This is a genomic window from Hydrogenophaga sp. (assembly GCF_028698005.1).
GTDB lineage: Bacteria > Pseudomonadota > Gammaproteobacteria > Burkholderiales > Burkholderiaceae_C > Hydrogenophaga.
In genome coordinates, this window is record NZ_JAQVEJ010000002.1 from 1 (window position 1) to 20,169 (window position 20,169).

At 67.5% G+C, this 20,169-nt stretch carries 18 protein-coding genes; 6 read left to right on the plus strand and 12 right to left on the minus strand.

The features are described 5' to 3' along the window. Nucleotides 1-131 precede the first annotated feature (131 nt). Both PHQ87_RS00290 and soxC read right to left on the minus strand, forming a co-directional pair. A complete protein-coding gene (locus PHQ87_RS00290) occupies nucleotides 132-1,220 on the minus strand; it encodes a c-type cytochrome (RefSeq protein WP_300230021.1) in 1,089 nt (362 codons plus the stop codon). An 8-nt stretch (nucleotides 1,221-1,228) separates the two neighbouring features. Then, nucleotides 1,229-2,578: a sulfite dehydrogenase gene (soxC, locus tag PHQ87_RS00295; protein ID WP_300230023.1), complete on the minus strand. Its 1,350-nt coding sequence runs from the start codon at nucleotides 2,576-2,578 to the stop codon at nucleotides 1,229-1,231. Nucleotides 2,579-2,907: 329 nt separating this feature from the next. Between soxC and PHQ87_RS00300 the strand changes: the two genes are divergently transcribed. The 3 genes from PHQ87_RS00300 (at nucleotide 2,908) to PHQ87_RS00310 (ending at nucleotide 5,192) form a co-directional block, all read left to right on the plus strand. Next, complete coding sequence (locus PHQ87_RS00300) at nucleotides 2,908-3,213, plus strand: c-type cytochrome (protein ID WP_300230025.1); 306 nt, start codon at nucleotides 2,908-2,910, stop codon at nucleotides 3,211-3,213. Nucleotides 3,214-3,230: 17 nt separating this feature from the next. Further along, entirely contained in the window at nucleotides 3,231-4,511 is a 1,281-nt protein-coding gene (locus tag PHQ87_RS00305) for an NAD(P)/FAD-dependent oxidoreductase (protein ID WP_300230027.1), read from the plus strand. Nucleotides 4,512-4,577: 66 nt separating this feature from the next. Beyond that, the gene (locus PHQ87_RS00310; protein WP_300230029.1) at nucleotides 4,578-5,192 is read left to right on the plus strand and encodes a c-type cytochrome; all 615 of its coding nucleotides are present in this window, start codon (nucleotides 4,578-4,580) and stop codon (nucleotides 5,190-5,192) included. Between the two features lie 31 nt (nucleotides 5,193-5,223). Here the strand turns inward: PHQ87_RS00310 and PHQ87_RS00315 are convergent, their stop codons facing one another. Both PHQ87_RS00315 and PHQ87_RS00320 read right to left on the minus strand, forming a co-directional pair. Further along, entirely contained in the window at nucleotides 5,224-6,300 is a 1,077-nt protein-coding gene (locus PHQ87_RS00315; RefSeq protein WP_300230031.1) for a phospholipase, read from the minus strand. A gap of 25 nt (nucleotides 6,301-6,325) precedes the next feature. Continuing rightward, nucleotides 6,326-8,698: a Tex family protein gene (locus tag PHQ87_RS00320; protein WP_300230033.1), complete on the minus strand. Its 2,373-nt coding sequence runs from the start codon at nucleotides 8,696-8,698 to the stop codon at nucleotides 6,326-6,328. 104 nt (nucleotides 8,699-8,802) lie between these two features. Here PHQ87_RS00320 and PHQ87_RS00325 point away from each other — a divergent pair, with 104 nt between their 5' ends. Next, nucleotides 8,803-9,870: a DUF72 domain-containing protein gene (locus PHQ87_RS00325; RefSeq protein WP_300230035.1), complete on the plus strand. Its 1,068-nt coding sequence runs from the start codon at nucleotides 8,803-8,805 to the stop codon at nucleotides 9,868-9,870. Nucleotides 9,871-9,876: 6 nt separating this feature from the next. On the opposite strand, the gene PHQ87_RS00330 is transcribed toward PHQ87_RS00325, so the two are convergent. From PHQ87_RS00330 to PHQ87_RS00365, 8 genes are all read right to left on the minus strand, one after another. Then, nucleotides 9,877-11,205, minus strand: a complete 1,329-nt coding sequence (locus PHQ87_RS00330) for an MFS transporter (protein ID WP_300230131.1) — start codon at nucleotides 11,203-11,205, stop codon at nucleotides 9,877-9,879. A 53-nt stretch (nucleotides 11,206-11,258) separates the two neighbouring features. Continuing rightward, nucleotides 11,259-12,473 (minus strand): multidrug effflux MFS transporter, encoded by a 1,215-nt coding sequence (locus PHQ87_RS00335; RefSeq protein ID WP_300230037.1) that lies wholly within the window; start codon nucleotides 12,471-12,473, stop codon nucleotides 11,259-11,261. A gap of 117 nt (nucleotides 12,474-12,590) precedes the next feature. Continuing rightward, nucleotides 12,591-13,496 carry an SDR family oxidoreductase gene (locus tag PHQ87_RS00340; protein ID WP_300230039.1) on the minus strand — a complete coding sequence of 302 codons (906 nt, stop codon included), beginning with the start codon at nucleotides 13,494-13,496 and terminating at the stop codon, nucleotides 12,591-12,593. Nucleotides 13,497-13,525: 29 nt separating this feature from the next. After that, entirely contained in the window at nucleotides 13,526-13,951 is a 426-nt protein-coding gene (locus PHQ87_RS00345; RefSeq protein WP_300230041.1) for a GNAT family N-acetyltransferase, read from the minus strand. A gap of 124 nt (nucleotides 13,952-14,075) precedes the next feature. Beyond that, nucleotides 14,076-15,092: an NADP-dependent oxidoreductase gene (locus tag PHQ87_RS00350; RefSeq protein ID WP_300230043.1), complete on the minus strand. Its 1,017-nt coding sequence runs from the start codon at nucleotides 15,090-15,092 to the stop codon at nucleotides 14,076-14,078. 30 nt (nucleotides 15,093-15,122) lie between these two features. Continuing rightward, nucleotides 15,123-15,551 (minus strand): PaaI family thioesterase, encoded by a 429-nt coding sequence (locus tag PHQ87_RS00355; protein WP_300230045.1) that lies wholly within the window; start codon nucleotides 15,549-15,551, stop codon nucleotides 15,123-15,125. Between the two features lie 33 nt (nucleotides 15,552-15,584). Then, entirely contained in the window at nucleotides 15,585-16,376 is a 792-nt protein-coding gene (locus PHQ87_RS00360) for an SDR family oxidoreductase (RefSeq protein WP_300230047.1), read from the minus strand. Nucleotides 16,377-16,399: 23 nt separating this feature from the next. Further along, nucleotides 16,400-18,229: an acyl-CoA dehydrogenase gene (locus PHQ87_RS00365; RefSeq protein WP_300230049.1), complete on the minus strand. Its 1,830-nt coding sequence runs from the start codon at nucleotides 18,227-18,229 to the stop codon at nucleotides 16,400-16,402. Nucleotides 18,230-18,396: 167 nt separating this feature from the next. On the opposite strand from PHQ87_RS00365, the gene PHQ87_RS00370 reads away from it, so the two are divergent. Together PHQ87_RS00370 and PHQ87_RS00375 are read left to right on the plus strand one after the other, a co-directional pair. Then, nucleotides 18,397-18,852 carry a MarR family transcriptional regulator gene (locus PHQ87_RS00370; RefSeq protein WP_300230051.1) on the plus strand — a complete coding sequence of 152 codons (456 nt, stop codon included), beginning with the start codon at nucleotides 18,397-18,399 and terminating at the stop codon, nucleotides 18,850-18,852. Between the two features lie 90 nt (nucleotides 18,853-18,942). Next, nucleotides 18,943-20,139 (plus strand): MFS transporter, encoded by a 1,197-nt coding sequence (locus PHQ87_RS00375; protein WP_300230053.1) that lies wholly within the window; start codon nucleotides 18,943-18,945, stop codon nucleotides 20,137-20,139. Nucleotides 20,140-20,169 lie beyond the last annotated feature (30 nt).

The following is a 20,169-nucleotide window of genomic DNA, read 5'->3' on the forward strand; positions in this document are numbered from 1 at the left end:
CGTGGCCACCAGCAGAGCCGAAGCTGCCACCATCGCGGATTTCAGGTTCATGTTCACAGCCTAGTGTCTCCTTGGTTGTAAGGGTATCGGGGTTTACGATTGCTTGCTGATATGCAGATGTATTTGCCTATTTATTTGGCGCCACCGGCGATCCATTCGGCGATGGTTCTGGCATCGGCCTCGCTGATCTGCGGCTGCGGGGGCATCGGCACGGCACCGTAGAGGCCCGAACCACCCGACTGGATCTTGCCCACCAGATAGGGCACCAGGTCGGCCTTGCCCTGGTGTTTGGCCAGTACCTCGTTGAAACCCGGGCCGACGATCTTGCTATTGATGCCATGGCAGGCCGTGCAGGCATTGCTGCCCAGCAGGGCCTTGGCATCCGCACGCCCGCCGGCGGGTGCAGCGGCCACCACGGTGACCTTGGGTGGCGGCACGGAGCCCACCGGCGCCGATGGCGGTGGCTGGGTGGTGTCGGCACCCCGGATCGGGCCGATCACGCGGTTCTGCTCCTGGATGTTGCCGTGCGCATCGCGCGCGAATTCGGGCAGCGAGGACCTGACCTTGGGATCGACCGGGCAGTCCTTCATGCAGGCGACGTTCTGCACATCACCCTTGCCGCTCACCTTCCACAGGGGCTCGTGGAACACCATGCCGTTGCGGTTGGGCATGCGCTTTTGCACCTCGGCGATGTTCTGGTCGCTCAGAACGTAGTCCGGCGGCACCACATTCGCCAGGCTCAGGATGTAGGCCAGCACGCCGTAGACCTCGTCGGTCGAGAGCGTCTTGGGTGCATTCCAGGGCATGGCGCGGTTGATGTAGTCCCACAGGGTCGACACCGTGGCCACCTTCATCATCGTGGTCTTCTGGGGAAAGGTCGAACCCAGTTCCAGATTCTTCACACGGCCCCGTTCGATGTCCGCCTGGGTGGTGCCACCCACGATCGGCGTGAACACCTCGTTGGATTCGCCAAAATCACCGTGACAGGCCGCGCATTTGCCGATCCACACTTCCTCGCCCATGCTCACCGAGCCGGAGCCCTTGGGCAGGCCCTTGAAGTCGGGGCGGACATCGATGTCCCAGGCTTTCACCTCTGCCGGGGTGGCATCGCGGCCAATGTCGTGCCAGGGCGTCGCCTGGGCCCATGCGGCCGGGCCTGCCGCCAGCGCAAAAAGCGTGGCGGCGCAAAGCCGGGCGACGGTGCGGCGGGGATAGGTCATCGTCATCATCAGTACACCTGCACGTTGGAGACTTCACCGTTCTCGGACACCAGCCAGCTCTGGATCGCGTTCTGGTGGTAGATGGAGCGGGTGCCGCGCACGGCCCGAAGCTGATTGATCTTGGGCTGCACATAGCCCGTGCTGTCGATGGCACGGCTTTGCAGCACGGCGGGCTTGCCGTCCCACACCCAGTCGATGTTGAAGCGGGTCAGCGCCTTCGGCAGGACCGGCCCCTCCAGGCGCGCGGTGCGCCAGTTGCGGCCGCCATCGACGCTCACATCGACGCGCTTGATGGTGCCCCGGCCCGACCAGGCCAGACCGGTGACGTTGTAGTAGCCCTTGTCCAGCAGCATCTGGCCACCCGAGGGCGTGGTGATCACGCTCTTGCACTCCTGGATACCGGTGTACTGGCGGTGCGTACCATCGGGCATGTGGTCGATGTAGTGCACGGCTTCGTCCTTGGTGGCCCACTTCTGGTCGCCCACCTCGATACGACGCAGGTACTTGACCCAGCTCACGCCCTGCACGCCCGGCACCACCAGGCGCAGCGGGTAACCGTTCTCGGGGCGCAACATCTCGCCATTCATGCCCCAGGCCACGATGCAGTCGTCCATGGCGCGTTCGATGTCAATGGTGCGCGTCATCGACGAGCCGTCGGCACCCTCGGCCAGCACGTAGCGGGCCTTCTTCTTGTCGTAGCCGCACATCTCCAGCAACGTCGACAGCAGGACCCCCGTGAATTCCGAACAGCTCACCATGCCGTGCGTGTACTGCACCGAGGGCAGGGCCACGTTGCCCCACTCGGGCGCCGAATTGGCGCCGCACTCGATGAAATGGATGCGCGAGACGCTGGGCAGGCGCATCAGGTCGTCCATGGTGAAGACGCGCTCGCGCTGGACCATGCCATTGATCATCAGCCGGTGCTTGGACGGATCGATGTCCCACCAGCCCTGGTGGTGACGCTCGAAGTGCAGGCCGCTGGGCGTGATGATGCCGAACAGGCCCTGCAGCGGCGTGAAGCTCACCGAGGCCTGGGGCACACGGGTCAGGCCCGGGCTCTGCCGGCGCTGCAGGTTGGATTCCCATTTGCTGGGCTTGCCGTATGGGTCGGTGGCCACGGCCTGACCCAGGCCGGTGCTGTGCTCGGGCAGCCGGAGGATCACATCCTCGCCCTCATCGCCTGCCGCCAGGGCACGCGTGGTCGCCGCGGCCGAGGCAGCCACGCCGGCGCCCATGGCCAGGGCCTTGCCCATGAAGCGGCGGCGCGCCTTGCGCGCCTGTTCCAGTTGCTCCGCACTCAAATGGTTTTCGGGCGCCGGGAGGACACGCCCGATGACGTCGCTCAGGTCTTTGGACACTTGCTGGTTTCCTTGTATTGGCCTTGGTGGGAGCCCGACGCCACGATGGCGAACCGCATCGGGAATGCCTGTCACGGCCATGGCTGGCGAATGGCACCGAAATATATCATTGATTGCGCATATACATATAAGCAAAAACCCTGAAGGCTCGAACGCTCCTTCGCGCAGGTTCCGCACCTGGGGGCTCATACCCTTAGGGGTTATTCCGGTATCTGGCGCTGCACCAGCGGTGCTAGCATCAATCATCGAAGCATGCGCAATGACTGATCAATTAAGATGCTCGGTTCTGCTACAGTTTTTGCGTTTTTTCCACCACCACGACGGAGACGATGATGATCCGAACAAAGCAATGGCTGCTGGCCTGCACCCTGGGCGCCGCGGCCCTGGGTGCCCAGGCTCAGGTCAGCCAGGTCAAGGTATGGGCGGCCGCGTGCGCCAACTGCCACGGAACCGACGGCCGCGCCCAGCCGGGCATGGAGGCGCTCGCAGGCAAGGACAAGGACGACCTGCTGCAGAAACTGCTCGACTTCAAGTCCGGCCGCAAGCCCGCGACCATCATGCACCAGCTCTCCAAAGGCTACACCGACGAGCAGCTGACCCAGATCGCCGCCTACTTCGCCGGACAGAAAAAATAACCGTGAGGAGCCCCAACATGAAACGTCGTCAATTCGTTCAAACGCTCGGCGCCGGTTCGGCCGTCGCCGGGCTGGGTCTGCTCGGTGGCTGCGCCACGGGTGGCGGCAGTGGCGCCAAGGTGGTGGTCATCGGCGGCGGCTACGGTGGCGCCACGGCCGCCAAGTACGTGCGGATGTTCTCCGACTACAGCATCGACGTGACCCTGGTCGAGCCGAACGCCGCCTTCGTGTCCTGCCCGATCTCCAACCTCGTGCTCCAGGGCAGCAAGACCATCACCGACATCACCACGCCCTATGACAATCTGAGCAAACGCCATGGCGTGAAGGTGGTGCGCGACATGGCCGCCAGCATCGACCCCGAGAAGCGCATTGTCAAGCTGGCCGGCGGCGCCGAGCTGCCGTACGACCGCCTGATCCTCTCGCCCGGCATCGACTTCATGTGGGACACCCTGCCCGGCATGGCCAAGGAAGGCGCCAAGGACAAGGTGCTGCACGCGTGGAAGGCCGGCCCGCAGACCGTGGCGCTGCGCAAGCAGCTCGAAGCCATGCCCGATGGCGGCGTGTATGCGCTGTCGATCCCGCTGGCACCCTATCGCTGCCCGCCCGGCCCTTACGAGCGCGCCTGCATGGTGGCCAACTACTTCAAGAAGGCCAAGCCCAAGAGCAAGGTCGTCATCTTCGACGCCAACGACGACATCACCTCGAAGAAAGGCCTGTTCACCAAGGCCTGGAACGAGCACTACAAGGACATCATCGAGTACCGTCCGAAGCACAAGGTGGTGGATGTGGACGCGGCCACCAACACGCTGAAGTTCGAGTTCAACGACGACTTCAAGGCCAGCGTGGCCAACGTGCTGCCCACCATGCGCGCGGGTGACATTGCCGTCAAGACCGGCCTGGCCACCGCCAACGCGCGCTGGTGCGAGGTGGACTTCCTGACCTTCGAGGCCAAGGCCGCCAAGAACATCCACGTGCTCGGCGACTCGATCCAGATCGCGCCGGCCATGCCCAAGTCGGGCCACATGGCCAACCAGCACGGCAAGACCTGCGCCGCGGCCGTGGTGTCGCTGCTGCAAGGCAAGGAGCCGCCGCAGTTGCCGATCTACGCCAACACCTGCTACAGCTTCGTCACGGAAGAGGACGTGGTGCACGTGTCGAGCGTGCACCGCTACGACGCCGAGAAGAAGACCATGCTGCCGGTGCAGGGCGCGGGCGGGCTGTCCTCGGCCGCGAGCGAGCTGGAAGGACGCTACGCCCTGGCGTGGGCCCGCAACATCTGGGCAGATTCGCTGGCCTGATGCCCGAATGCCCCGGCCTGCGCCGGGGCTTTTTCTGGATCACAAATATCAGTCCAGGATCATGCAATGAATATTCATCCGGTGAACCTGAAGAAACCCCTTCTCATCGCGGCCGCCCTTTGCCTGGCCAGCAGCGTCTGGGCACAGGCCGACGAGGCGCGTGCGAAGAAGATCGCCAACGGCTCGTGCTTCCTGTGCCATGGTGCGCACGGCGAATCGACCAGCGAGATTTTCCCGCGTCTGGCCGGCCAGCACGCCGAATACATCGCCAAGCAGTTGACCGCTTTCCAGACCGGTCAGCGCAAGAGCACTGCCATGGCAGACATGGTGGCCAAGCTCACGCCCGACGAGATGCTCGCCCTGGGCCGGTACTACGAGCAGATGAAGACAAGCCCGCAGGAGGCCAATGATCCGCCGCTGGCGGCCATGGGCAGTTACCTGTATCACAACGGCAACCGTTTCAGTGGCGTGCCGGCCTGCGTCAGTTGCCACGGCGTGACCGCCCTGGGATCGGCGACGCTGCCGCGTCTGGCGGGGCAGCTGTCGGGTTACATCCACACCCAACTCAAGAACTTCCACAAGCGCGAGCGCACCAACGACAACGCGGTGATGCATGCCGTGGTGGAGAAGATGACGGAGCTGGAAATGGCGGCCGTGGCCGAGTACGTCAGCAGCAAGTAACTAGCCCCCACGCTCCGCCGCTGTGGGGTGTTCAGAGGTCCTGGACTTGCCGCAGGTCTGGCCGCTCCAGCCAGTGCGCCCATTCGTCCGCCAGACGCTGCGCTTCGGCCACGGCCGTGTTCCAGACCCTGGCGCGGGCTTGCACGTCCTGGCCGTAACGCGAGAAGTCGGTGCGGTCGGGCAGCTTGCCGTTGGGCAGCTTGCGCACCCAGTCGGGGCCGGGTGCCAGCAACACCATCCAGTCCAGCGCCGGGGTGGCGCGATGGCGGCGGCGCCAGGCCTTGTCCAGCCAACCGGGCACAACGGCACGCTGGAAGTGCGGGTAAAGCACGATGGGGGCATCCTTGCGGTGCCGGTAGTGCAGGTGCAGGTGGTAGTCGGTGATCCCGCCATCCCAGTACATGCCGGATGGCGCCCCCGCAATGTCACCCACCGGCCGCAGCACGAAGGGGATCGAGCAACTGGCCTGCAGGGCCTGCATGAAGTTGGCGTCGGTCAGCGGCACCTGCCGGGTGGGCAAGTCGGTCCCGTCGAAAGGCAGGGGGGCCCCGGCCGCGGAGAACACCACACGCTCCAGCCACCACCCCAGGGCCCGGCGGCTGACCGCATTGGCCACATAGGCCCCCAGGTAGCCCAGCGGCATCCGCCAGCGCCCATCCCTGGCCAGCAGCCGCCTGCCGCGGGACGCGACGACATGCAACCGGTAGCGCGGGTGCGCCAGCACTTCGGCAGTACGGCCGCCGTAGAAGCGCCGCAGGTTGTCGGCAAAGCCGGCGCTGATCTGGTCTGCGCTCAGGCGGCGCTGACCGGGCGGCAACGCGATGTGCTGATGGATGTATTCACGCTCCAGGGCGGCCAGGGCATCGTCCGGTGCCTGCAGGCAGGCGGTGGCCATGCGCCAGGCACCGATGGAGGCGCCCACCAGATCCACCGGCTGCACCGAGCCCGGCAGCCACTGGCCGAACAGAAACCGGTCCAGCGGCCCCAGCATCAGCCCTTTGGGCCCACCGGCCGCCCCGGGCACCGTGCCGACGTGGGCCGGCGCCAGGCCGTGCTGTTCCAGGTGCCGGCGGGCTTGCGGGCCGGCATAGATACGAAGCGCTTGCATGGCCGCCATCGTGACTGGCGTCCCGTCAGCGCTTGTTCAGCCCCTGCAGTTTGGCAAACGCCGAGGCCATGGCCGAGGCCGGCTGCTCGCCTGAGCGCCCGCTGCCTGGCTGGGCACCGCGCTGCCCGCCGCGCGGGGCTTCGTAGCGGGGACGCCCGTCGCGTCCTCCCTCGCGCCGCCCGGCCGGAGCATCGAGCTTCATGCTCAGGCTGATGCGCTTGCGCGCCACGTCTACCTCCAGCACCTTGACCTTGACGATGTCGCCGGTCTTGACCACCTCGCGCGCGTCGTTGACGAACTTGTGGCTGAGCTGACTCACATGGATGAGGCCATCCTGGTGCACGCCCAGATCGACGAAGGCGCCGAACTGCGCGACGTTGGACACCGTGCCCTCAAGCACCATGCCCTCCTTCAGGTCGGCAATGTCCTCGACGCCCTCGTTGAAGCGCGCCACCTGGAACTCGGGACGCGGATCGCGGCCGGGTTTTTCCAGTTCGGAGAGGATGTCCTTGACCGTGATGACCCCGAACCTCTCGTTGGCGAACAGCTCGGGACGCAGGGTCTTGAGCATGTCGGCCCGGCCCATGAGGCCACCCACCGGCTGGCCGGTGTGCTCGATGATGCGCTCGACCACGGGGTAGGTTTCGGGGTGCACGCCGGTCATGTCCAGCGGGTTGTCGCCGTCGCGGATGCGCAGGAAGCCGGCGGCCTGCTCGAAGGTCTTGGGCCCCAGGCCCGTCACTTCCAGCAGTTGCTGCCGGTTGCGGAAGGCCCCATGGGACTCGCGCCAGCGCACCACGGCCTTGGCCACGCTGGGCGACAAGCCCGACACGCGGGTGAGCAGCGGCACACTGGCGGTGTTCAGGTCCACGCCGACGCCGTTCACGCAGTCCTCGACCACGGCGTCCAGCGTGCGCGCCAGCGCGCTCTGGTTCACGTCGTGCTGGTACTGGCCGACACCGATGCTCTTGGGATCGATCTTCACCAGCTCGGCCAGCGGATCCTGCAGGCGGCGCGCGATCGACACGGCACCGCGCAGGCTCACGTCCACGTCGGGCATCTCCTGGGCCGCGTATTCGCTGGCCGAGTACACCGAAGCACCGGCCTCGCTGACCACCACCTTCTTGACGCCCTCGATGCCGGCCCTGGCCAGCATCTTGAGCAGGTCGCCGGCGAGCTTGTCGGTCTCGCGGCTCGCCGTGCCATTGCCGATGGCGACCAGTTGCACGCCGTGCTTCTTGCACAGCACGCCCAGGGTATGCAGCGAACCTTCCCAGTCGCGGCGCGGCTCGTGCGGGTACACGGTAGCCGTTTCCAGCAGCTTGCCGGTGGCGTCAACGACGGCCACCTTGACGCCGGTGCGGATGCCCGGGTCCAGCCCCATCACGGCCTTCTGGCCGGCCGGCGCGGCCAGCAGCAGGTCGCGCAGGTTGTCGGCGAACACCTTGATGGCCACGGCCTCGGCACCCTCGCGCAGACGGGCGAACAGGTCGCGCTCGGTGGACAGGCTGAGCTTGACGCGCCAGGTCCAGGCCACGCACTTGCGGATCAGGTCGTCGGCCGGCCGGCCCTGGTGGCTCCAGCCCAGGTGCACGGCGATGCGACCCTCGGCCAGCGAGGGTTTGCCCGGCTCGGGCTCCACCGGCTGCACCAGCCGGGCATCGAGAATTTCCAGCGCCCGGCCCCGGAACACCGCCAGCGCGCGGTGCGAGGGCACGCGGCCGATCGGCTCGTCGTAGTCGAAGTAGTCGCGGAACTTGGCCACCTCGGGATCGTTCTCGTTCTTGCCGGCCACCAGCGAACTTTTGAGCAGGCCCTCGGACCACAGCCATTCCCGCAGGTTCTGCACCAGCGCGGCATCCTCGGCCCAGCGCTCGGACAGGATGTCGCGCACCCCGTCGAGCACCGCGTGCGGCGTGGAGAAATCGGCCCCCGGCTTGCCATCGTCCAGCACCTCGGGCGGACGGGTGAACGCGACCGCCTCGGCCAGCGGATCCAGCGTCGGGTCGGCGAACAGCCGGTCGGCCAGCGGCTCGATGCCAGCCTCGCGCGCGATCTGGCCCTTGGTACGGCGCTTGAGCTTGAAGGGCTGATAGATGTCCTCCAGCTCCTGCTTGGTGGGCGCCTGGGCGATGGCCAGGCGCAGGGCGTCGGTCAGCTTGCCCTGTTCGTCGATGGCCTTGAGCACGGCCTGGCGGCGATCCTCCAGCTCGCGCAGGTAGCCCAGCCGGAACTCCAGTTCGCGCAACTGGGTATCGTCCAGCCCGCCGGTGACTTCCTTGCGGTAGCGGGCGATGAAGGGCACGGTGGCGCCCCCATCGAGCAGCTCCACGGCGGCCAGCACCTGCCGCTCCTGAATCCGGATTTCCTGCGCGATCTGCGCGATGATTTTCTGCATGCGGTTGACTCGGGCGCTCCCGGGCGCCTGCTTCACGGAACAAGGCGGCCGAGTTTGCCACAGCCGTGGCCGCTACCATCGTTACCGATTCCTCACCCGAGCCGATGCAAGACGACCTGTTTGGCTGCCCGCCGCCACCCCCGACCCAGCCGCCCGGTCCGGCCCGCGCGCCGCGGCGCGCGGGCAGCGGGGTACAACCCGCCGCCCACGACGAGGCCTTGCATGCACTGGCCGCCGCCTTGCCGGCCCGGCTGCGCCTGGGCACCTCGTCCTGGAGTTACCCGGGCTGGGCCGGCATCGTCTGGGATGCGGCGCATGCCGAGAGCAGGCTGTCGCGAAGCGGGCTCACCGCCTACGCCCAGCACCCGCTGCTGCGCAGCGTCTGCATCGACCGGGGCTTCTACCGCCCACTGACCGAGGCCGAGTTCGCGCGCCATGCCGCCCAGGTGCCCGACGATTTCCGCTTCGTCGTCAAGGCGCCGGCACTCGTGACCGATGCCCAGGTGCGTGGCGAGGATGGCAGGGGCCGCCAGACGAACCCGGCCTTTCTCGACCCGACGCTGGCGGTCCAGACCTTCGTCGCGCCCGCCCTGGCCGGCCTGGGCGACAAGGTGGGGGCACTGGTGTTCCAGATCAGTCCCCTGCCTTTCCTGCAGTTGCAGCGCCTGCCGCAGTTGCTGGAGCAGCTGCGCCTGATGCTCAAGGCCCTGCCCGACGTGCGCGGCAGCACGCCGGACGGCGTGGTCGCGGTGGAAGTGCGCGACCCCGAGTGGCTGCACCCGTCGGTGGCACCGGCACTCGCCAGCGTGCTGCGCGACGCCGGTGTCACCTATTGCCTGGGCCTGCACGCCAAGATGCCGCGCATGGCCGAACAGTTGCCGCTGCTGCGGGCACTCTGGCCCGGTCCGCTGGTCTGCCGCTGGAACCTCAACCCGCTGCACGGTGCCTACGGCTACGAGGATGCGCGACGCGACTACAGCCCGTACGACCGCATCCACGACATCGACGAAGAAACCCGGGCCCTGATCGCGCGCACGGTGCGCGGTGTCACCGGCGCCGGACAGAATGCCTATGTGACGATCAGCAACAAGGCCGAAGGCTGCGCGCCACTGTCCGCCCGGGCCCTGGCCGAACGACTGGCCGGCCCCCCGGAGAGCGCACCCGGGCGCTGATCTCCATCAGCGCGGAGGTGTCACGCGCACGCGCAGCGTGCTGCTGACACCGGCCAGCAGGGCACAGCCGGCACCCAGCAACAGCGCGACGGTTTCGCCCTGGCCATCGTGCTGGTCCCACACCGCGTAGATGGCCGCCAGCAACACCGCCCCCAGAGATTGCCCGGTGAGCCGTGCGGTGCCCACCGAACCGCTGGCAGCGCCGCTGCGGTGCAGCGGCGCCGAGGTGACGATGGTGTGGTTGTTGGGCGTCTGGAACAGCGCAAAACCGCCACCGCACAGCGCCATGCGCCAGGCAACATCCCAGCCGGCAGGATGATCGGGCAGCACGGCCAGCAGCAGCAGGCCCGTGGCAAACACGACCATGCCGATGCCGCCCAGCCAGCCATCGGCGTAGCGTCCGATCAGGCGCCCGACGACCGGTGCCATCACCACCGCGGCCAGCGGCCAGGCCGTCATCAGCAGACCCGCCGACAGGTGGCTGCGGCCATGCACCTCCAGCAGCAGGAAGGGCAGCGACACGAAGGTCAATGTCTGGGCACAGAACGCGCACAGCGACGCCGTCATGGACAGTGCGAAGACCGGGATGCGCAGCAGGTCCACCGGGAACATCGGCGCCGGCAGGTGCCACTGGCGGCGCATGAGAACCCCACCGGCCAGCACACCAGCCCCCAGCAGCGTCAGCCCCAGGGGCACGTTGGCGCTCTCGCCGCGCCCCCCCAACTGGTCGGCGCCAATGAACACCAGCGTGAACATGATGGTGTTGAGCAGCACATCCAGCACCGAGAGTCCGGCCGCCGGATGCTCACGGGGCGGATTGAACGGCAGCGCCTGGCGCCCAAGCCAGAGCGTGAACAGGCCCAGAGGCACATTCAGTGCAAACAGCCAGGGCCAGTTGCCCACCGACAGGATGGCTGCCGCCACCGCGGGGCCGGCCATGGTCGAGGTCGCCACCACCACGGAATTGATGGCCATGCCACGGCCCAGCCGCGCGCGCGGGTAGATCAGCCGCACCATGGCAGTGTTCACGCTCATGATGCCGGCCGCACCCAGCCCCTGCAGCGCCCGCGCCCACGTGAGCGCCGTCAGCGAGGTGGCCATCATGGCCGCCGCCGAGGCCAGCACGAACAGTGCCATCCCCACCAGGTACACACGCCGGTAGCCGAAGCGGTCACCCAGCGAGGCCAGCGGCAGCAGCAGGACCAGCGAGGCGATCTGGTAGGCGTTGACCACCCAGATCGTCTCCGAGGCGCCGGCGTTGAGTTCACGCGCAATGCCGGGCAGCGCCAGATTGACGATGCTGCCATCGAGCACGGCCACCGTCAGGCCCATCATGATGACCAGCACGGCCCGCCAGCGCTGTGGCGGGGGCAGGCCGTCGCCGGCGGTCAACGGACCACCTCGGGCGCCGGGCCCGGTCGAGGCTGACCACCCAGGGTGATCCAGGCCAGCGTCATGCTGGTCAGCGCACAGGTGGCCATGCCCGCCACCATGGGCAGAGGCTCGCCATTGGCAAACAGACCCACCACACCCATGGCCACGGCACCGCACAGCATCTGCAGGGTTCCCATCAGGGCCGATGCCGTTCCCGCGATCGCGCCGTGCGCGTCCAGCGCCAGCACCGATGTCGTGGGGACCACCAGTCCCATGAAGGCACTGGAGACGAAAAACAGCACGATCAGCACCACCAGCCGGTCGCCACCGAGCAGATAGAAAGACAGCAGTGTCGCCATCAGCAGGCCCGAGGCGGTCGTGGCGAACTTCACCAGCCGGGGCAACCCGATGCGCCGACCCAGAGGGCTCGTGAACTGCGCGGCACCGATGAAGGCCACCGAATTGAGCGAAAAGGCCAGGCTGTACTGCGTGGGTGTCAGGCCGTAGTGGTTGATCATCACGAAGGCCGAGCCTGCCAGGTACACAAAGAAGCCGGACATGGTCGCGGCACCAATGAACACCAGGCCCAGGTAATGCGCATCGCGCAGCAGCAGCCCATAGCTGCGCAGCGCACCGCCCAGGCTGCTGCCCATGCGCAGTCCCTCGCTGCGCGTTTCGGCCACCGCACCGCGCAACATCAGCATGCCGGCCACGGCGGCCAGTGCAACCACCCAGAACACGCCACGCCAGCCGGTGATCGCGATCACCACGCTGCCGGTCAGCGGGGCCAGGATGGGCGAAACGCTGAACACCAGCATCAGCAGCGACATCAGCCGCGCGGCTTCCGTGCCCGTGTGCAGGTCACGCACGATGGCCCTGGGAATGACCCCGCCAGCGGCCGCGCCCAGGCCCTGCAGGAAGCGCAGGGCGATCAGCATCTGGATGTCCGTGGCCAGTGCACAACCCACGCTGGCGAGCGTGAACAGGCCCAGACCGAAGTACAGCGGCGGCTTGCGCCCGACCATGTCGGAAACGGGACCATAGAGCAACTGGCCCAGGCCCAGCGAGATGAAGAACGCCGTCAGGCTCAGTTGCACGGTACCCACATCGGCCCTCAGGCTGCGCCCGATATCGGGCAGGGCCGGCAGGTACATGTCGATGGCAAACGGACCGATCGCGGACAGCAGACCCAGAACCAGGGCCAGGGAAAAGTGGCGGTGAATAGGCATCAGGCGATTGTCGCGCGCACCGCGCTGCATGGCGGCCGCACCTTGTCTTCAGCCTTCGTTGGCGCTAGGTTTTTGCGCGGGCATGGCCCACGCGATCCACACGTCCTGCCCGGTGTGTCAGGTGCCCCGCAACTGGGCCCGCAGGGCGGCGCCGATCTCGGGTCGCTCGGCGAAAGGATCGGGCGGGTTCACGCCCGCCACGATCGCATCGAAGCGTGCACGTGCGTTGCCCAGGGCCTGGGGGTGGCTGTAGATGTAGAAGCGGTCGTCCCGCATGGCATCGAACACCTTCTGCGCCACCTCGGCGGCGCTGATCTTGCCCGCGCTGACCGCCTTGTCGAGCATGGCCTGGCTGATGAGCTGGCTCTTCGTGGCCGGCTCGCCCGCCAGCTCGGCCGGCCTGTTGCGCTGGCTTTGGCCGATGCCGGTGGCGACAAAATAAGGGCACAGCACGCTCGCGCTCACCTGGTCGGTGACCAGCCGCAGATCCTGGTACAGCGTTTCGCTCAGGCTCACCACCGCGTGCTTGCTCACGTTGTACACGCCCATGTTCGGCGGCGTGAGCAGTCCCGCCATGCTGGCGGTGTTGACGATGTGCCCGCGGTAGGCCGGATCGGCCTGGGCGGCGGCGAGCATCATGGGCGTGAACAGCCGCACGCCGTGGATCACCCCCCAGACGTTGACGCCGAGCACCCACGCCCAGTCGCGCACCGAGTTTTCCCAGATCAGGCCACCGGAACCCACGCCCGCGTTGTTGAACACGACATGCGGCGCACCGAAACGCGCCTGCACCGCCTGCGCCAGCGCCTCCATCTGTGCGGCGTCGGACACATCCACACACTGCGCGAGCACCGGTGCGCCGGCGGCCTGCATCTCGGCGGCCGCGGCATCGAGCGCGTCCTGCTGCACGTCCACCAGCACGAGGTTCATGCCCAGCCGCGCGCCAATGCGTGCGCATGCCAGACCGAAGCCGGAGCCGGCCCCGGTGAGCACCGCCGTCTTGCCCTTGAAATCCGAAATCATGCCTGTGGTCTCCTCGGTGGTGGTCGCCTTCAGGGGCGGATCATCTCGATGTGCGGGATGCCATCCTCGACGTACGGCTTGTTGTCCGAGATGAAACCGTGCCGGTTGTAGAAAGCTTCGAGATGGGCCTGCGCACCGATGCGGATGGGTTGCACGCCCCAGAGCGCATGCAGCATGCGGATGGAGGTCGCCATGAGCGCATGGCCGAGTCCGCTGCCCCGCACCGACGGCGCCGTCGCCACCCGGCCGATGCTGGCCTCGGCAAACCCGCGCCCCGCCGGCACCAGCCGCGTCGAGGCCAGCAGCCTCACGCCACCCTCGCCGTCCGGCGCTTCGCCCAGCACATGCAGGCAACCGGCATCGAGCCCATCCAGGTCCAGGAACACGCAGCGCTGCTCGACCACGAACACCTCCGAGCGCAATCGCAGCAGCCGGTACAGCGTATCGGCCGACATGGCATGAAAAGGCAGGCAGCGCCAGGCAAGCCCGGTACCGGCATCGTGATCAGAAAGGCCGTTCAAAGGGGTCGTTCCCGGATTTCGTCGAAAGAATGCCGCTGCCGCCGATACACGATGTCACTCAGATCAGCTTCACGAGCTGCTTGCCCAGGTTCCTGCCCTTGAGCAGACCCAGGAAGGCCTCGGGCGCCGATTCGATGCCCTGTGCGATGGTCTCGCGCGGCCGCAGCTTGCCCTGCGCCACCAGGCCACCCAGCTCGGCCAGCGCCTCGGGCCAGACTTCCATGTGCTCGCTGACGATGAAGCCCTCGAGCTTGAGCCGGCTGATGAGAATCAGCGACGGGTTGGTCATGGGCAGCGGCTGGCCGTCGTAACCGGCGATCATGCCGCACAGCGCGATGCGCCCGAAGGCGTTCATGCGCAGCATGACGGCGTCCATCACCATGCCGCCGACGTTTTCGAAATAGCCGTCGATGCCCTTGGGGCAGACATCCTTGAGTGCCTTGGCCAGCGAATACGCGTCCTTGTGCTGGCGGTAGTCCACACAGGCGTCGTAGCCCAGTTCCTGCACCGCGTACTGGCACTTCTCGGGGCCACCGGCAATGCCCACCACGCGGCAGCCGCGCGCCTTGGCCAGCGCTGCAAACGCGCTGCCGACCGCCCCCGTCGCGGCACTGACCACCACCGTGTCGCCCGCCTGGGGCGCGATGATCTTCACCAGGCCGTACCAGGCCGTGACACCCGGCATGCCGACGGCGCCCAGGTAGTACGACAGCGGCACATGGGTGGTGTCCACCTTGCGCAGCGCGCCGGGCTGGCTGGCGTCGACCACGCTCCACTCCTGCCAGCCCCCCATGCCCACCACCTTGTCGCCGGGCTGGAACTTCGGGTGCCGCGACTCGACCACCTCGCCCACCGTGCCACCGATCATCACCTCGCCCAGCGGCTGGCATGCCGCATAGCTCTTGCTGTCGTTCATGCGCCCGCGCATGTAGGGATCGAGGCTGAGGAAATGGTGGCGCACCAGCACCTGGCCTTCCTGCAGGGCCGGGGTTTCGCTGCTCACGAGCTTGAAGTTGTCGGCGGTGGCCTCGCCCTGGGGGCGGTTGTCGAGCAGGATCTGGCGGTTGGTTGGCATCGTTGGGCTCCGGTGGGTTCTACGGGATGTTCAGTCGGTCCTGATCGTATTGAGCGGCTGTGTCTTGCGTCCGCCGACCGGCAGCCGGGGCACGTACTTGAACGTGCCCGTGGCATGGGCACACAGGCGGCCCTGCGCGTCGACAATGCGGCCTTCGGTGAAAGCCATGGTGGCCGTGCGGTGCAGCAGCCGGCCCCGCGCCAGCAACGCGCCCTGCGCGGGACGCATGAAGCTGGTCTTCATTTCGATGGTGACGCAGCCCATGCCCGGCTCGACGGAACGCGCCGCGTGGGCCATGGCCACGTCCAGCAGGGTCATGCTGGCACCGCCGTGCACCACGCTGAACGAGTTCTCGTGTTCGGGCCGGGGCGCGAAGGCGATCTCGGCCTCACCGCCCTCGAACTTCCGCAGCTCGAAGCCCAGCAGCTCGACGAAAGGAATGTGTACTTCAAAGTTCATGGGTGAACGATACAGCCTCGCGGGCCCGGCTGCTCACCCTCCGGTGATGATCGACACGCCGCCATCGACGGCCAGCCACTGTCCGGTGATGTGCTTGCCGGCGTCCGAGGCGTAGAGCACGGTGATGCCCTTGAGGTCCTCGTCATCGCCCAGGCGCCCCAGCGGGGCGTGCGCGGCCAGTTGGTCCTCGCCCATGGCCGCCAGCGTGCCCTTGGTCATCTTGCTCGGGAAGAAGCCCGGGCAGATGGCGTTGACGCGGATGCCACGGTCGCCCCACTCCGCCGCCAGCGCACGGGTGAAGTTGATCACCGCGCCCTTGGAGGTGTTGTAGGCGATGGTGTTCATGCCCCGGGGGTTGCCACCGAGACCCGCGATGGACGCGGTGTTGATGATGCTGCCCCGCTGGCGCGGAATCATGCTGCCCTTGGCGATGAGCTGGCTGAGCAGGAAGTAGCTGCGCACGTTCAGGTTCAGCACCTTGTCCCAGGCCTCCAGCGGATGGTCTTCGGCCGGCGCGCCCCAGGCCGCGCCCGCGTTGTTGACCAGGATGTCCACGTCCCCGACGCGCTCCAGCGTCTCGGCAGCCAGGCGCCGGATCTGGTCCTCGTGCTGGCAGTCGGCGGCGATCCAGCGCGCGTCGATGCCCGCCGCCTGCAGCTCGGCCGTCGCCTGCTCCAGATCCTCGGCCTTGCGCGAGCTGATGACGAGACGGGCACCGGCCTCCCCGAGGGCGTGCGCCATCTGCAGGCCCAGACCGCGCGAACCGCCGGTCACCAGGGCCGTCTTGCCCTTGAGGTCAAAAAGCTGCTGAATGGTACGGGTCATGTATGTCTCCTTGTCGATGGTGATCAGAACGCATTCTCGGGCAGGGTGGCGCAGGTGAGGTCGCGCTCGCGCACCACCTTGAGCCAGGCGCCGATGCGTGGCAACTCATAGTGGAAGAAGTAGCGCGCGGCCGCCAGCCGTCCCTGGCGCGCGGGCGACGCCGGCAGCGCGATGGCCGCCAGCGCCACGTCGAGCCAGATCCAGGCCAGCACGGTGTGGCCGAAGGCCTGCATGTAGGGTACGGCATTGGCCAGCGCCGCCTGCGGATCGCCGGTGGCCCAGGCCGCCTGGGTCGCGGCGCCCACGTCCTGCAAGGCCTGCCCGAGCGCGTTGGCGCAGGCGGCCAGCTCGGGCACCTGGATGGCGCGCTCGATGGTGCGGTGGATGCGGCCGGCCAGCAACTGCAGTCCGCGGCCGCCCTCCATCACCACCTTGCGGCCCAGCAGGTCCATCGCCTGGATACCGTGCGTGCCCTCGTGGATCATGTTCAGCCGGTTGTCGCGCCAGTACTGCTCGACCGGAAAGTCGCGCGTGTAACCATAACCGCCGTGGATCTGGATCGCCAGCGAATTGGCCTCCAGGCAGAACTCGCTGGGCCAGCTCTTGATGACGGGGGTGAGCACCTCCAGCAGCAGCCGCGCCTCATCGGCCGCCTCGGGCGTGCCCGTGCGCTGCTCGTCCACCAGCAGGGCACCGTACAGGCCCAGCGCCAGGGCGCCCTCGCAGTAGCTCTTCTGCGCCAGCAGCATGCGTTTGACGTCGGCGTGCTCGATGATGCGCACGGGCGGCGCACCCGCGTCCTTGCCGCCCATACCGAGCGGGCGGCCCTGCGGGCGGTTCTTCGCATAGTCGAGGCTGGCCTCGAACCCGGCATAGCCGAGCATCGTCGCCGCCATGCCGATGGCGATGCGCGCCTCGTTCATCATGTGGAACATGCAGCGCAGGCCGTCGCCCGGGCGCCCCACGAGGTAACCGATGGCGCCGGCACCGCCGCGCACCGGGTAGCGGCCCTCACCGAAGTTGAGCAGCGTGTTGGTGGTGCCGCGCCAGCCCAGCTTGTGGTTCAGGCCCGCCAGCGCCACGTCGTTGCGCTCGCCGGTGAGCCGGCCCTCGGTGTCCACCAGGTGCTTGGGCACGATGAACAGCGATATGCCCCTGACGCCCGGCACCAGCCTGCCGTCGGCATCCGGGATCTTGGCCAGCACCAGGTGCACGATGTTCTCGGCCATCTCGTGGTCGCCCGAGGAGATCCACATCTTGTGGCCGTGCAGCCGGTAGCGTGGACCGAGCGGGTCGTCGGCCGATCCATCCCCGTCGGGCACGGCCCGCGTGGCCACATCGCTCAGGCTGGAGCCGGCCTGCGGTTCGGACAGGCACATGGTCCCGGTGAAACGCCCGTTGTATTCGTTGCGCGCGAACACCTGCCGCTGCCGTTCGGTGCCATGTGCCATCAGCAGGTTGGCATTGCCCGTGGTCAGCAGGTTGGCGCCGATGCTGACCGAGGCCTTGGCAAAGAAACTGTTGGCCGCGGACTCGACCACGAACGGCAACTGCATGCCACCCATGTCATAGTCCTGCGCCGCGCTGAGCATGCCCGACTCGGCGTAGGCCCGGCGGGCGTCGTGCGTCGCTTGCGGCAGGATCACCTTCTCGCCGTCGAACTGCGGCTCCTGGGTGTCCACGAGACGGTTGAAGGGCGCGAATTTTTCACGTGCGATGCGCTCGCAGGTGTCCAGCACCGCGCCAAAGGTCTCGCGCGAGTGGTCGGCGTAGCGTTCGCGCGCGGCGAGTGCCTCGGCCCGGAGCCAGTCGTGGAGCAGGAAGTCGAGGGTGGAGCGCAGGGATGTGGACATGCCGCAAATTATCAAAGCGCGCGCGCGTGCCCGCCTGTCCTTTGGGCGACGACCGCCGCACCTTTCCGGTGCGGATACCCGGGACAGGCCGCGGGTCAATTGGTTTGCATGCAAACAACTTGCCGCTGCCTGCGCACAATACCGGACCTGTCCCGCCAATCCCGACCATGACCACCACCGCCTCTGCCCCCCAGCACCGCCGCACGCGCTTCGGCCTGCTGGTGGGCAGCGTGTACCGCCAGTGGCGCCGGCAGATCGACATGGCCTTCAAGGACGAAGGTCTGAGTGATGCCACCCGTTCACCGCTGATCGCGCTGTACGACCACGGCGAACCCATGCGCCAGAAGGACCTCGCCCATGCGCTGTACCTGGATACCAGCTCGCTCGTGCGCGTGCTCGCTTACCTGCGCAAGAGTGGTCTGGTCGACTGGCAGCAGGACCCGCAGGACCGACGCGGCAAGCTCATCGCGCTCACGCCGCAGGGGCATGCCACGGTCACCAGCATCCTGGCGAAAAGCCTGGACATCGAACGCACGATCCTGGCGGACCTGACGCCCGAGGAGTTCGCCGCCACCCAGCGGGCGCTGCAGAAGATCTCGCAACGCTTCCAGGCCATGGGCTGACCGCATCCCCCCAGTCAGGCCCGACCCCCTCCTCTTCCTTTCTCCCCCTTCCCCCGCACCGTCTGCACCTGCGCAGATTGACCGCTAGCCATGTCGTCCAGTTTCCGCTCCCTCGCCCTGCTGAGCTTTGCCATGACCGTGGGTGTGATGGGCACGGCGCTCATCAGCCCGCTGTACGGGCTGTACCGGGAGGCATGGCAGCTGCAGACGATCGAGGTGTCGCTGATCTATGTGATCTACATGGCTGGCGCGTTGAGCGCCCTGCTGTTCTTCGGCCGCCTGCCGGACCTGCTGGGTTTCCGGCCCACCATGGTGTGGGCGCTCGCGGCGGCCTGGGTCGGCACGCTGATCTCCATGCTGGCGTGGAATGCCGTGTCCCTGACGGTGGGCCGTTTCATCGTGGGTGCCTCGTCCAGCATGATCACCACCAGCGCCTCGCTGGGTTTCACGCAGGTGGTGCCGCGCGAGAAGCGCGGCCGCATGGCCCTGCTCAGCAGCACGCTGATCGCCCTCGGCTTCGGCATCGGACCGCTGATCGGCGGCATCATGGGCCAGTGGGTGCCCTGGCCCCTGGTCACCACCTACATCCCCTCGCTGGCACTGGCGCTGCTGGGCATCGTTGGCCTGCGCAAGATCCAACTGCCGCAGGGTGATGACGCCGTCGCCCACCGCCCGCTGGCCAAGGCCGACATCGTTCCCCGGCTCACCTGGCCCGGCGCCGCCGACTCCGGCGTGTTCGTGCTGACGTGCGCCATGCCCTTCGTGGCCTTCGGCGTGTTCGGCCTGTACGCCTCGATGCTGCCGCTGTTCCTCGACAAGATGGTGCCCTGGCATGGCCCCGTGGTCAGTGGCACGGCCGTGGCCCTGATCCTGTTCGTGTCGGCCACCTTCCAGCTCATGGTGCGCCGCCTGCCGGTGCGCTGGTGCGGGTTTGCCGGCCTGCTGGCAATTGCCGCGAGCAACGCGCTGCTGATGGTCAACCTGGTGGCCACCTCGTCCACGCTGTTCTTTGCCGGCGTGCTGCTCACCGCGCTCGGTCACGCCCTGACCATGCTCTCGGGCATGACCATGATCAACAAGGTCGCCTCCGACCACAACCGCTCGGGCCTGCTGTCCACCTACCTCGTCGTCGGCTATCTGGGATCCATGCTGCCCATGCTCGGCATCGGCTGGATCGCCGACCGCTGGGGCATGAACGTGGCGCTGGGCTGCTTCTGCAGCAGCGTGGTGCTGGCCTGCATCGTGGTGGCCGTGCTGTTCAAGCGGCACCCGCGCACCGCACACTGATCCGGTCCGGCAAAAACAGAACGCCCCGCG